The organism is Rhabdaerophilum sp. SD176, assembly GCF_030143245.1.
In the GTDB taxonomy this organism is placed as follows: domain Bacteria; phylum Pseudomonadota; class Alphaproteobacteria; order Rhizobiales; family Beijerinckiaceae; genus Rhabdaerophilum.
Genome location: NZ_JARJNS010000001.1, coordinates 250,163 through 262,816 on the forward strand (window position 1 = coordinate 250,163; position 12,654 = coordinate 262,816).

General features: G+C 64.3%; 16 protein-coding genes and 1 pseudogene. 15 read left to right on the forward strand and 2 right to left on the reverse strand.

Annotated elements, in window-relative coordinates; all coding sequences use genetic code 11:
* Window positions 1-67: 67 nt before the first annotated feature.
* The 5 genes and pseudogenes from P0652_RS18765 to P0652_RS01195 form a co-directional block, all read left to right on the forward strand.
* A pseudogene (locus P0652_RS18765) lies at window positions 68-571 on the forward strand (VOC family protein); the annotation flags it as partial.
* A 93-nt stretch (window positions 572-664) separates the two neighbouring features.
* Window positions 665-946 (forward strand): hypothetical protein, encoded by a 282-nt coding sequence (locus tag P0652_RS01180; RefSeq protein ID WP_284176921.1) that lies wholly within the window; start codon window positions 665-667, stop codon window positions 944-946.
* Window positions 943-1,305, forward strand: a complete 363-nt coding sequence (locus P0652_RS01185) for a DUF1190 domain-containing protein (RefSeq protein WP_284176922.1) — start codon at window positions 943-945, stop codon at window positions 1,303-1,305. Before P0652_RS01180 ends, P0652_RS01185 begins: the two co-directional genes overlap by 4 nt.
* Before the next feature lie 17 nt (window positions 1,306-1,322).
* The gene (gene kdsA, locus P0652_RS01190; RefSeq protein WP_284176923.1) at window positions 1,323-2,144 is read left to right on the forward strand and encodes a 3-deoxy-8-phosphooctulonate synthase; all 822 of its coding nucleotides are present in this window, start codon (window positions 1,323-1,325) and stop codon (window positions 2,142-2,144) included.
* Between the two features lie 14 nt (window positions 2,145-2,158).
* A complete protein-coding gene (locus P0652_RS01195; protein ID WP_284176924.1) occupies window positions 2,159-2,707 on the forward strand; it encodes a hypothetical protein in 549 nt (182 codons plus the stop codon).
* 9 nt (window positions 2,708-2,716) lie between these two features.
* On the opposite strand, the gene P0652_RS01200 is transcribed toward P0652_RS01195, so the two are convergent.
* Window positions 2,717-3,292 carry a redoxin family protein gene (locus tag P0652_RS01200; RefSeq protein WP_284176925.1) on the reverse strand — a complete coding sequence of 192 codons (576 nt, stop codon included), beginning with the start codon at window positions 3,290-3,292 and terminating at the stop codon, window positions 2,717-2,719.
* Window positions 3,293-3,392: 100 nt separating this feature from the next.
* On the reverse strand, window positions 3,393-3,848 hold the full coding sequence (queF, locus tag P0652_RS01205; protein WP_284176926.1) for a preQ(1) synthase: 456 nt from the start codon (window positions 3,846-3,848) through the stop codon (window positions 3,393-3,395).
* Window positions 3,849-4,031: 183 nt separating this feature from the next.
* Here queF and eno point away from each other — a divergent pair, with 183 nt between their 5' ends.
* The 10 genes from eno (at window position 4,032) to P0652_RS01255 (ending at window position 12,647) form a co-directional block, all read left to right on the forward strand.
* Window positions 4,032-5,318, forward strand: coding sequence for a phosphopyruvate hydratase (gene eno / locus P0652_RS01210; RefSeq protein WP_284176927.1), 1,287 nt, complete (start codon window positions 4,032-4,034; stop codon window positions 5,316-5,318).
* A 38-nt stretch (window positions 5,319-5,356) separates the two neighbouring features.
* Window positions 5,357-6,253 carry a DMT family transporter gene (locus P0652_RS01215; RefSeq protein WP_284176928.1) on the forward strand — a complete coding sequence of 299 codons (897 nt, stop codon included), beginning with the start codon at window positions 5,357-5,359 and terminating at the stop codon, window positions 6,251-6,253.
* A 40-nt stretch (window positions 6,254-6,293) separates the two neighbouring features.
* Entirely contained in the window at window positions 6,294-6,608 is a 315-nt protein-coding gene (locus tag P0652_RS01220; RefSeq protein WP_284176929.1) for a septum formation initiator family protein, read from the forward strand.
* Window positions 6,609-6,849: 241 nt separating this feature from the next.
* Complete coding sequence (pdhA, locus tag P0652_RS01225; protein WP_284176930.1) at window positions 6,850-7,947, forward strand: pyruvate dehydrogenase (acetyl-transferring) E1 component subunit alpha; 1,098 nt, start codon at window positions 6,850-6,852, stop codon at window positions 7,945-7,947.
* A 32-nt stretch (window positions 7,948-7,979) separates the two neighbouring features.
* The gene (locus tag P0652_RS01230) at window positions 7,980-9,353 is read left to right on the forward strand and encodes a pyruvate dehydrogenase complex E1 component subunit beta (protein ID WP_284176931.1); all 1,374 of its coding nucleotides are present in this window, start codon (window positions 7,980-7,982) and stop codon (window positions 9,351-9,353) included.
* A gap of 15 nt (window positions 9,354-9,368) precedes the next feature.
* The gene (locus tag P0652_RS01235) at window positions 9,369-10,679 is read left to right on the forward strand and encodes a pyruvate dehydrogenase complex dihydrolipoamide acetyltransferase (protein ID WP_284176932.1); all 1,311 of its coding nucleotides are present in this window, start codon (window positions 9,369-9,371) and stop codon (window positions 10,677-10,679) included.
* Window positions 10,680-10,688: 9 nt separating this feature from the next.
* Window positions 10,689-11,144 (forward strand): hypothetical protein, encoded by a 456-nt coding sequence (locus P0652_RS01240; RefSeq protein WP_284176933.1) that lies wholly within the window; start codon window positions 10,689-10,691, stop codon window positions 11,142-11,144.
* Between the two features lie 4 nt (window positions 11,145-11,148).
* Entirely contained in the window at window positions 11,149-11,790 is a 642-nt protein-coding gene (locus P0652_RS01245) for an SGNH/GDSL hydrolase family protein (RefSeq protein ID WP_284176934.1), read from the forward strand.
* 75 nt (window positions 11,791-11,865) lie between these two features.
* Window positions 11,866-12,102 (forward strand): HP1242/YdcH family protein, encoded by a 237-nt coding sequence (locus P0652_RS01250; protein WP_284176935.1) that lies wholly within the window; start codon window positions 11,866-11,868, stop codon window positions 12,100-12,102.
* A 20-nt stretch (window positions 12,103-12,122) separates the two neighbouring features.
* A complete protein-coding gene (locus tag P0652_RS01255; RefSeq protein WP_284176936.1) occupies window positions 12,123-12,647 on the forward strand; it encodes a hypothetical protein in 525 nt (174 codons plus the stop codon).
* Window positions 12,648-12,654 lie beyond the last annotated feature (7 nt).

Genomic DNA, 12,654 nt, shown 5'->3' on the forward strand with positions numbered 1-12,654 from the left:
GACGCTGGCGGCAGCCGGTGCTAGACCCCCGATCATTCGTCGCTCCGAAAACCCGTTTGGATTATGGATGTCTCGCCCTCTCGATCACCTTGTTATTGGCGTAAACGACCTTGATGCGGCAGGGAAACTGTTTGCGGATTTGGGTTTTGTTGTTGGCCCGGTGAACCATCATCCATGGGGAACAATCAACCGCATCATTCAGTTCTCTGACCTGACCTTCCTCGAATTGATCGCTGTGGCCAAACACGATCAAATCCCTGCCCATCGGCCATGGGAATTCTCTTTCGGCGCATTCGTCCGGGACGCGATCTCGAAAGGCCCTGGCCTCTCGATGCTAGTTCTGAAGTCACTCGATGCCGCCGCTGACTCCGCAGTTTTCCGCGCAGCGGGTTGGGGCGACTTTGGACCATTCCATTTTTCGCGAAAGGCCGTCGGTCCGAAAGGCAATCAGACGGAAGTTGCGTTCAGTCTTGCCTTTGCTGTCGACCCGATGATGCCGCAATGCGGTTTCTTCACTTGCCAGCACCATTTTCCGGAAAATTTCTGGTCCAGTAAGGCGCAAAACCAATACAACCTTGCGACCGGCGTCGCCCGGGTGACGCTCGTCGCCGAGAACCCCTCGGATCATCACATCTTCCTCGCCGGATTCGTCGGCGAACGGCGCATGCGCTCGACCTCGTTCGGCATCGAGATCGAGGCCGGTCTCGGGTTGATCGACATCGTCTCGCCGGAGGGCTTTGCCTTCCGCTATGGCGAACCCGCGCCAGCCAGCGAGACGCCGGTCTTTGCCGGGATCGAGATCGGCTGTTCGCGCCTTTCCGTGGTCGAAGCCGAACTGGACGCTGCAGGCGAAACCGTCATCCGCCATGGCGGCGGGCTGACCCTGCCGCGCCGGCCCGACCTTGCCACGACGCTCCGCTTCGTCGAAAGCGGCCCCCGCGCATGAAGGTGATTGTCTTCGCGCTGATCCTCGGCATTGCGGGCGCCATGGCCTGGTTCGCCTTCCGCGGCGAATGCCCGGACGGGCAGGTCTTTGCCAGTGAGCAGGCCTGCCTCGCTGCCGGGCAGCTTCCACCGGCCCTGTGCCGGCAGGGGTTCGCCGAGGCGCAGCGCGCCGCGCGGGAGGATCAGGCGCCCTTCGCGACGCAGGATGATTGCCTGCGGCAGTTTCCGCGCTGCCAGCCGCATGGGGCGGTGGTCAGCGGCTTCGTGCCGGTGCCGCGCGGCGCCTGCATCGTCGCGACCGGCAAGAGCCGGCCGGTCTACCAGCGGATCGGATCCGGCAGCGAACCACGCGGTTCGTGACAACCAGGAGTGACAGGATGAGCGACGTTCAGGTCGGCAACGTGATCTTCGGCAATGCGCGGCCCTTCGTGCTGATTGCCGGGCCGTGCCAGATGGAAAGCCGCGCCCATGCGCTTGATATGGCTGGCTCGCTGAAGGAGATCTGCGCCCGGCTCGGCATCGGGCTGGTCTACAAATCCTCCTTCGACAAGGCGAACCGCACCAGCGGCAAGGCCGCGCGCGGCATCGGGCTCGACAAGGCGCTGGAGGTCTTTGCCGAGATCCGGCGCGATCTCGGCCTGCCGGTGATCACCGATGTGCACGAGCCCTGGCATTGCGCCGAGGCGGCGAAGGCCGTGGACATGCTGCAGATCCCCGCTTTCCTTTGCCGCCAGACCGACCTGCTCGTGGCAGCAGCCGAAACCGGCCTCGCGATCAACGTGAAAAAGGGCCAGTTCCTCGCGCCCTGGGACATGCGAAACGTCATCCAGAAGATCCGCGATGCGGGCAATGACCGCGCCATGGCCTGCGACCGGGGCACGTCCTTCGGCTACAACACGCTGGTGAGCGATTTCCGCGGCCTGTCGATCATGGCCGAGCAGTGCCGCTGCCCGATCATTTTCGACGCCACCCATTCCGTGCAGCAGCCGGGCGGGCAAGGCGGTTCTTCCGGTGGCCAACGTGAATTCGTGCCGGTGCTGGCCCGTGCAGCCGTGGCGGTCGGGGTGGCCGGCCTCTTCATCGAAACGCATCAGGACCCGGACGGCGCGCCCTCGGACGGGCCGAACATGGTGCCGCTGGCCGACATGCCCGCCCTGCTTGAACGGCTCAAGGCGTTCGACAGCCTCGCCAAGGCCTGACGGGAGAGACGGACATGCCAGTCATTCTTGCCATTCTCGGCGCGCTCTTTTCCGGCTTCATGATGTGGATGGTCTGGGGCAACGGGATGCAGGTGCTCAATGCCTGGATCGATGCCCGTTCTGCCCGTGCCAAGGAGAAGCGCGACGCGCAGGCCATCGCCGATGCCCGCGAGCGCGCTGCCCGGGCGCCCCTGCGTGCCATTCAGGACCCGCGCGAGGCGGCGCTCGTCCTCCTGTCGAAACTGGCCATGCTGCGCGGCGAGATCACCGCCGAGCAGAATGTCCTGCTGAGCCGTTTCGTGACCGAACGGTTCGGTTTCGAGGGCAAGCCCGAACATCACACGACGCTGGCCGCCTTTGCCGCCCGTGGCGCGGGTGAGGCGGATTCCGTTGTGGCGGACCTGACACCTATCCTGCATGTGGCGCTGGAAACCGAGGCGCTGGATGATCTCTTCCGCATGATGCAGGAGGTCGCGGCCCTGCATGGCGGGCCGACCGAAGCGCAGGAGCGCATGATCGAGCGGACGAAATCCCGCCTGAACTACCGCGAGCCCGAGGCCTGAGCCTTCCCGTCAGGCCGACGCGGAAGCCGCCTGGACCTCCGGCAGCAGCCGCGCGGTGACGATCTCGGGCGTCAACGCGCCGTTGATCTTGTGCTGGAACACCCCGTCCTGACGGAACACGTAGGTCGAGGGCACGCCGCGCTGCTTGAAGGCGCGGAGATAAAGCCGCTTGTGGTCGATCGAGAGGCGCTGGAACGGGTTGCCATGGCCGCGGAGATACTCGGCCACCTTGTCCTCGGTATCATCGGCCACGATCCCGAACAGGCGGATGCCCGGCCGCGCCGCAAGGGCCATCAGCTCGCCATGCTCGGACCGGCAATAGGGGCACCAGGACGCCCAGATATTGACGAGTGTAACGCCTTCGAAAAAGGCCTGCCGCTGGATCGGTGGCGCCGGCATGCCCCGGAACTCGACACCAGCCACCGGCGCAAGGTCACCCTCATCGGGCAGAACCGGCGTCAGCAGGTCGATCCGGCCGGTCTGCGCGGCAAACCCGACCAACCCGATCGCCGGCACGGACAGGAAGGCGGCCCCGACGACGAAGCGACGATCCATCAGGCCCTTGCCTTGCATTTTCTGCGTCATGTCTTTCCCCTGTTCCGCGCATCCCTGCCATATCGCGTTTGGGGAAGGGTAAATCCCGGCCCGGAAAGTGCCGGACCGGTTGACGAATCCTTGCCTGGATTCAGCGCCCGCGATAGGGCGGCACGCCCTGATCAGGCAGGAAGACAGTCTTTGGCAACTCGCCATGCTGGAAGAACACGTCGATCGGGATGCCGCCGCGCGGGTACCAGTAGCCACCGATCCGGAACCAGCGCGGCGCCAGCAAATCGACCAGCGTTTTGCCGATCCCCACCGTGCAATCCTCGTGAAATGCCCCGTGATTGCGGAAAGCGCCAAGATAAAGCTTGAGCGATTTCGATTCGACGAGCCATTCCCCCGGCACGTAATCGATCACGAGGATCCCGAAATCCGGCTGACCCGTTACCGGGCAGATCGAAGTGAATTCCGGGCAGGTGAAGCGGGCGACATACTCCGTTCCCGGATGCGGATTCGGCACGCGGTCGAGCACCGCCTCTTCCGGCGTGGCGGGCAGGGCGCTGGCCTTGCCGAGGAGCGAGGGTTCAAAGGGGGCAGCCATGGCAATTCCTTCCGATTGGCTGCGCCTTTAGCCCAGCCGGGCCGGCTTCGCTACCTCCGAGTTGCCATGCAGCACCTTCATGGGCGCCATCCCTGCCGGCAGACAAGCTTTTATCGCTTCCCGCCTTGGGTTTCCTTCGCTATGAGGCAGCCCAGTCACCGCTGACAGCCGAGGAGCCTACCCATGACCCTGATCGTCGATGTCCTTTCCCGCGAAATCCTGGATAGCCGCGGCAACCCGACGGTCGAGGTGGATATTGTCCTCGAGGATGGCTCGTTCGGCCGGGCGGCAGTGCCCTCGGGTGCCTCGACCGGCGCCCATGAAGCGGCGGAGCTGCGTGATGGCGGCGCCCGCTATCTCGGCAAGGGTGTGCAGAAGGCGGTCGACCATGTCGTGACCGAAATCTCGGAAGCCATTGTCGGGATGGATGCCGAGGACCAGACCGCCATCGACCAGGTCATGATCGAACTCGACGGCACGAAGAACAAGAAGCGCCTTGGAGCCAATGCCATCCTCGGGGTCAGCCTCGCCGTGGCCAAGGCGGCCGCCGAATCGCGCGGCCTGCCGCTCTATCGCTATGTCGGCGGCGTCGGCGCCCGCGTCCTGCCGGTGCCGATGATGAACATCGTCAATGGCGGCGCGCATGCCGACAACCCGATCGACTTCCAGGAATTCATGATCATGCCGATTGGCGCCCCGAGCTTCGCCGAGGGCCTGCGCATGGGTGCGGAAGTGTTCCACACGCTGAAGAAAGCGCTGAAGGACAAGGGCCACAATACCAATGTCGGCGACGAGGGTGGCTTCGCACCGAACCTCAAGAGTGCCGAGGCCGCGCTCGATTTCGTGATGGCCGCCATCGAGAAGGCCGGCTACTCGGCCGGTCGTGATGGCGATATCGCCATCGCGCTGGATTGTGCCTCGACCGAGTTCTTCAAGGACGGTGTCTACGATTATCACGGCGAGAAAAAGAAGCGCGATATCAAAGCACAAGTGAAGTATCTTGAGAAACTGGTTTCGGATTATCCGATCGTTTCGATCGAGGATGGCATGGCCGAGGACGATTGGGAGGGCTGGAAGCTCCTGACCGACCGGATCGGCTCGAAATGCCAGCTCGTCGGCGATGATCTCTTCGTCACCAATGTCGAGCGCCTGTCGCAGGGCATCCGCACCGCCACCGGCAACTCGATCCTCGTGAAGGTCAACCAGATCGGCTCGCTGACCGAAACCCTCGCGGCGGTCGACATGGCCCAGCGCGCCGGCTTCACCGCCGTGATGTCGCATCGCTCGGGCGAGACCGAAGATGCCACCATCGCCGATCTCGCCGTCGCCACGAATTGCGGGCAGATCAAGACCGGCAGCCTCGCGCGCTCGGACCGGACCGCCAAGTACAACCAGCTCCTGCGTATCGAGGGCGAGCTGGGCGACATGGCGCTCTATGCTGGCCGCAACGCCCTCAAGGCGCTGGCCTGACAGGAGGCGGAGCGGAACCGGGGCGGGGAGAGCCGGACATGACCCTCTCCCGGCGCAGCCTTGCCATCCTCGCCATGCTCGGTGCCGTGACGATCTACGGCACCAATTTTGCGATCTCGCGCCACGGCATCCAGAACGGGATGACGCCGAATGACATGACATTCGTGCGTTTTCTGGTAGCGGGGTTGATCCTGCTGCCGCTCTTTGTCCGGTCTGGCCTGCGTGACTGCGCCGGTATCGGCTGGGGCAGGGGGCTGGTGCTGACCGTCATGAGCGGCCTGCCGATGACGTTGATGATGATGCAGGGCCTCGCCTGGTCGCCGGCCGCCCATGGCGCCGCCATCGGCCCCGGCACCGTCACCGTGATCGGCGCGATCGGCGGCTGGCTGATGTTCGGCAACAAGCCGGGCTGGACCGTGATCCTCGGCATCGGCATTGTCGTAGCGGGCCTCGCGATGATCGGCCTCGCCGCGAGCACCTCCGGCTCGCGCAATGTCCTGCTGGGCGATCTCTGCTTTTTCGGCGTCGGGCTGGTCTGGGGCGGTTATCCGCTGATGCTGCAGCTCTGGAAGGTCGATCCTTTGCGTGCCACCGCCGTGCTCTCGGTGCTGTCAGCTTTGGCTTTCTCACCCTGGTATCTGCTGGCCGGAACCGGCAACATCCTCAACGTGAACCCCTGGGTCGTGGCGTTCCATGCCTTCAATCAGGGTGTGCTCAACGTGGTGCTCGGCCTCTGGCTTTGGGGCTTCGCCGTGCGCGAGGTCGGCGCGGCGTTGTCGGGCCGGTTCCCGCCACTCATTCCTGTCATCGGCACCGTGTCGGCCATCCCCCTGCTGGGCGAGATTCCCGGCCTGCTGCAATGGATCGGCATCGCGCTGATCGTCGGTGGCCTGATGGTCACCACCATCCGCACGGGGCAGGGCCGGACAGCCTGACCGCTACCGCTCCTTAACCACTGCATGCGATTGTCCGGGCATGATCATCCGCACCCGCCGCCGTCGCATCGGTTTCCTGCTGGCTTTCCATGCCATCGCCTGGAGCGCGAGTGCCTATTTCGCGCATTCCGCCTATACGGGCGATCGCGGCCTGCTCGCCAAGCAGCAGGCCAAGGGAATGACGGCCGAGGTCGTGCGGAAGATCGGCGATGCGAGGGCCGAGCGTCAGGCCTGGGAACGCCGCGTTTCGCAGCTTTCCGGCAAGGAAATTGACCGCGACCTGCTTGATGAGCGTCAGCGGCTGATGCTGAATTCCGCTCACCGGAATGACGTGATCATCTTGCTCGACCCCTGACCGAGCCGGCGCCCGGCAGCCCTGCGCTTTCCGCAGATCTGGCACAAAAAGTCGCAGTTTTCTGTTGTTGCAGCGCAGCATTCGCCGACAAATCAGTCATGCCATGCGTTTTTCGCAGAAACCCATTGTCCGGCGGACAGGTTTTTTGCCACTGGCGTTTGTGGCAAAAGACGGTAAGCCTAAAGGCGAATAAGACGCCAACGGCGCGATTTGGGTTGAAACGAACACGTGGGGAGAGGTCATGGCGACCAGTGCGGCCAAGGCAAGCAGCGGTGTAGCAACGCGCGGCAAGACGACCGCATCGGCGGCGAAAGCAGAGAAACCGGCCAAAGCCGCCACCGGCAAGGTGAACGGCGCTACGAAGACCGCCGGGCCGAAGCCCTTCTCCCGTGAGGAAGATCTTGTCGCCTACCGCGAGATGCTCCTGATCCGCCGCTTCGAGGAAAAGGCCGGCCAGCTCTATGGCATGGGCCTGATCGGCGGCTTCTGCCACCTCTATATCGGCCAGGAAGCGGTCGTCGTCGGCATGCAGATGGCCACGAAGACCGGCGACCAGGTGATCACGGGCTACCGCGACCATGGCCACATGCTGGCCTGCGGCATGGATGCGAACGGCGTCATGGCCGAGCTGACCGGCCGGCGCGGCGGCTATTCGCGCGGCAAGGGCGGCTCGATGCATATGTTCAGCCGCGAGAAGCATTTCTACGGCGGCCACGGCATTGTCGGTGCGCAGGTCGCGCTCGGCACCGGCCTCGGCTTCGCCAACTGGTACCGCAGCAACGGCTCGGTCAGCCTTGCCTATTTCGGTGACGGCGCCGCCAACCAGGGCCAGGTCTACGAGAGCTTCAACATGGCCGAGCTCTGGAGCCTGCCGGTTGTCTACATCATCGAGAACAACCGCTACGCCATGGGCACCGCGGTGAGCCGCGCCTCGGCCCAGACCGATTTCTCGAAGCGCGGCGTGTCCTTCAACATCCCCGGCGAGCAGGTCGACGGCATGGATGTCCAGGCGGTCCGCGAGGCCGGTTTGCGCGCCATCGAGCATGCCCGCGCCGGCAAGGGCCCCTACATCCTCGAAATGCAGACCTACCGCTATCGCGGCCATTCCATGTCGGATCCGGCGAAATACCGCTCGAAGGACGAGGTCGAGAAGATGCGCTCCGAGCGCGATCCCATCGAGCAGGTGCGCGAGCGGCTTCTCGGCAAGCACAAGATCGCCGAGGACGAGATCAAGAAGATCGACGCCGAAGTGCGCCGCATCGTCAACGAAAGCGCGGAATTCGCGACCGTGGATCCCGAGCCGGACGTGTCCGAGCTCTGGACCGACATCACGCTCTGATCCCGCGCACCCCCTGATTGACGGAATTTCCCATGCCCATCGATGTTCTGATGCCCGCGCTTTCGCCCACGATGGAAAGCGGCACCCTGGCCAAATGGCTCAAGAAGGAAGGCGACCGGATCAAATCCGGTGACGTGATCGCCGAGATCGAGACCGACAAGGCGACCATGGAAGTGGAAGCTGTGGATGAAGGCATTCTCGCCAAGATCCTGATCGGCGACGGCACCGAGAACGTGGCCGTGAATACCCGCATCGCCATCATTGCCGGCGAGGGCGAGGATGCCTCGGCGGCAGCCAGCGGCCCGGCCCCGGCCGTTGCTGCGGCGCCGGCTCCCGCCGCCGCGCCGGCCGCCACGGTTCCGGCCGCGCCGCGCACCGAAATTCCGGCCTATGACGCCACCTCGGAAGTGCCCGCCGGCACCGAGATGGTGAAGATGACCGTGCGCGAGGCCCTTCGCGATGCCATGGCCGAGGAAATGCGGCGCGATGCCGATGTCTTCGTCATGGGCGAGGAAGTCGCGGAGTATCAGGGCGCCTACAAGGTCACGCAGGGCCTGCTGCAGGAATTCGGCAATCGCCGGGTGATCGACACCCCGATCACCGAGCATGGCTTTGCCGGCGTCGGCGTCGGCGCGGCCCTGGCCGGTCTGAAGCCGATCGTCGAATTCATGACCTTCAACTTCGCCATGCAGGCGATCGACCACATCATCAACTCCGCCGCCAAGACGCTCTACATGTCCGGCGGCCAGCTTGGCTGCCCGATCGTCTTCCGCGGCCCGAACGGCGCGGCGGCCCGCGTCGCAGCGCAGCACAGCCAGGATTATGCGGCCTGGTACAGCCAGATCCCGGGCCTGAAGGTTATCCAGCCCTATACGGCTGCGGATGCGAAGGGCCTGCTCAAGGCGGCCATCCGCGATCCCAACCCGATCATCTTCCTCGAGAACGAGATCCTCTACGGCCAGAGCTTCGATGTGCCGAAGGGCGATGATTTCGTCCTCCCCATCGGCAAGGCCCGCGTCGCCCGCGTCGGCCACCATGTCACGCTCGTCTCCTTCGGCATCGGCATGACCTATGCCATGAAGGCGGCGGAAGCCTTGGCAGGCGAGGGGATCGAGGCGGAAGTCATCGACCTCCGCACCATCCGTCCGATGGATGTCGCCACCGTGGTCCGCTCGATCCAGAAGACGAACCGCTGCGTCGCCATCGAGGAAGGCTGGCCGCAAAGCGGCGTCACGGCCGAAATCGGCATGAAGATCATGGAAGAGGCGTTCGATTATCTCGACGCCCCCGTGGCCCGCGTGACCGGCAAGGACGTGCCGATGCCTTACGCCGCCAATCTCGAGAAGCTGGCTCTGCCGAATGTCGGTGAAGTCGTCGCGGCGGCGAAAGCCGTGCTGTATCGCTGAGGGGAGGCTGCATCGATGCCCATCAACATCCTGATGCCCGCCCTCTCGCCCACCATGGAAAAGGGCAACCTTGCCAAGTGGCTGAAAAAAGAGGGCGACAAGATCAAATCCGGCGATGTCATCGCCGAGATCGAGACCGACAAAGCCACGATGGAAGTTGAGGCTGTGGATGAAGGCATCCTCGCGAAGATCGTCGTCGAAGCCGGCGCGCAGGATGTCGCGGTCAATGCGCTGATCGGCATTATCGCGGCCGAAGGCGAGGATGTGAAGGCGGCAGCCTCGGGCGGCGGGGCGGCTCCCGCACCCGCTCCGGCAACGGCCGCAGTTCCGGCCCCTGCGGCCCCGGCCGCGGCGACAGCCCCGGCAGCCTCGGGCGGGCGCGTTTTCGCCTCGCCCCTCGCCAAGCGCATCGCGAAGGAAGCCGGCATCAACCTCGCCGCGATTGCCGGCACCGGCCCGCATGGCCGCGTCGTGATGGCCGATGTCGAGGCCGCCAAATCCGGCGGCGGCGCCAAGATCATCCCGATGCCGGGTGCGGCCGCTCCGGCGCCCGCGGCGGCACCGGCTCCGGCCGCCATGGCTTCAGGCCCCTCGGCCGATGCGGTCAAGAAGCTTTTCGCGGAAGGCTCCTACGAGGAAGTGCCGCATGACGGCATGCGCAAGACCATTGCGCGGCGCCTGCTCGAATCCAAGCAGACCGTGCCGCATTTCTACCTCACGGTGGATTGCGAGCTCGATGCCCTGCTTGCCCTGCGCGAGCAGATCAACAAGGCTGCCCCGGTGAAGGACGGCAAGCCGGCCTACAAGCTCTCGGTCAATGACATGGTTATCAAGGCCATGGCCATGGCCCTGCGCGCCGTGCCGGATGCCAATGTCAGCTGGACCGACAATGCCATGCTCAAGCACAAGCATGCCGATGTCGGCGTCGCCGTCTCGATCCCCGGCGGGCTGATCACCCCGGTCATCCGCGATGCCTGCCACAAGACGCTCTCCACCATCTCGAACGAGATGAAGGATCTCGCGGCCCGCGCGAAGGCCCGCAAGCTGAAGCCCGAGGAATATCAGGGCGGCACCACCGCCGTGTCCAATCTCGGCATGTTCGGCGTGAAGGATTTCGCCGCCATCGTGAACCCGCCCCATGCCACCATCCTGGCGGTCGGTGCGGGCGAGCAGCGCGCCGTGGTGAAGAACGGCCAGCTGGCCGTGGCCACGGTGATGTCCGTCACGCTCTCGACCGACCACCGCGCCGTCGATGGCGCGCTCGGCGCGGAACTGATCTCGGCCTTCCGCGGCTATATCGAGAACCCGATGGGGATGCTGGTCTGAACGAGAGGTATGCAAGTGATCGGCGGTTTGCCCATCTGGTTCCGCATTTCGGACAGGCAGATCGCCTTTCTTCGCAGATACTGCATCAGGATCCTGATCATATGCTTCGCTGGGCTTTGTCTCTCGGACATCATCGCAAGCCGCGACGGTTACCGCTCGGCGATCTTGGCGTTCCTGTCGATTCCAATCTGCACACTGGCCGTCTTGTTGAGTTTCGTGTTTCCCACGGTCAGGTTGAGGCTATTCTGGACTCTCGCTCCATTCAGCATCGGCTGGCTGACAATGCTTTATGGCTATGCGGGGCCGGCCTCAGAAATGGCAGGCAACGGCGACCTTGTTCTAACAGGCGTTTACTTCATTGGCGGGGTCGCGATTTACACGCTCGCCTTGATGACCATGGCCGAAGCTTCGCAACGCAAGGGTCTGCAAGTCATGTCGGCTGACTGGAAAACGGTGAAAGACTAGGCCGATGAAGACCATCCTCGCCTATGGCGACAGCATCACCTGGGGGTCGAATCCGGAAGCGGGCGGGCAACGCCATGCCCGCGAGAACCGCTGGCCAAATGTGCTTGCGGCCGGGCTCGGGCCCGGCTTCGAGGTGATCAACGAAGGCCTGCGCGGCCGGACCACCGGCTTCGACGATGTCCTCGCCGATTGTGATCGCAACGGCGCGCGCCTGCTGCCGACATTGCTCTACACCCATGCACCGCTGGACCTCGTGATCCTGATGCTGGGCACGAATGACCTGAAGCCCATTCAGGCCGGAAGCTGGGCGGGCGCGATGCTCGGCATGAGGCGCTGCCTCGAGATCACGCGCAGCCATGCGTTCCGGCTGCCGGGCCTGCCGGCGCCGAAGGTGTTGCTGGTGGCCCCGCCGCGCATCGTGCCGACGGCGGACCCGTTCTATGCCGAGCTGTTCGACGGGGCGGTGGCTGCCTCCGAAAAGCTCGGCGAAGCCTACCGCCTGCTGTCGATCGAGTTCGAGACCGGCTTCTTCGATGCCGGCAGCGTGGCGAAAGCCTCGCCGATCGACGGTGTCCATCTCGATGCCACGAATACACGGGCCATCGGGGAGGGGCTTGTACCCATCGTACGGGGCCTTCTGGCCTGAAACTTTGACGACCATCAAGGAGGAGGGGCGAGAGGGGACTAATGTCGGTCGGGAACGGCCAGAAGGAGGAACCCCATGAGCCACACGCCGAACGAACTGATTGCCGAGTTTCCGGAACATGCGTTCCGGATCACGCAACTGAAGACCAGCGAGCCGCATTTCGCCCGGCTCTACGAGGATTATCACGAGGTCAACCGCGCGATCCATCGCGCCGAGACCAATATCGAGCCCACCGATGATCTCCGCCTCGAGACGATGCGGAAGGAGCGGCTGAGGCTCAAGGACGCGCTCTACGCGATGCTGACGGGCTAGAGGGCCGGAAAGGGGCAACCATGGGGACAACGGCGCGTTCGGGACCGGCAATCCTGCTGCGTGCGCTGTCCCTTCCGGCGCTGTCTCTCCTCATTGCCTCGCTCTCGCTGATCTCTTCGATCAGCCAGAGCTACAATTACACGAGGAATATCGAGGCCGTGCGGCAGAACGTGCTGCGCGCCGAGAACCTCAAGACATGCCGCGACATTATCGAGGTGTTCTTCGCCTTCCGCCTCCGGGCAGAGGAGATCAACGCCCGCCATCTAGATGGCCGGATGGAAGAAACATCCCGCGCCGAGGCGCGCCGCGAGCTGAAGAGCCTCGTCTATCGTTTCGGCGCCCTCGGCACCTTCCTCGCCAATTTCACGCCCGACAAGGCCCGCGAGCGCTATTCGAAACTGTCCTGGGATCTCAATGCCCTGGCGGAAGGCGCCATGACGATGCCGGCCGACGAATTCAACCGACGTTTCGCCGAGGCCGACAAGGTCTTCGCGACCCTCAATGAGGATTGCGCCCGTTCGGCGCAGTTCGTCCACTTGTCCTAAAATCAGG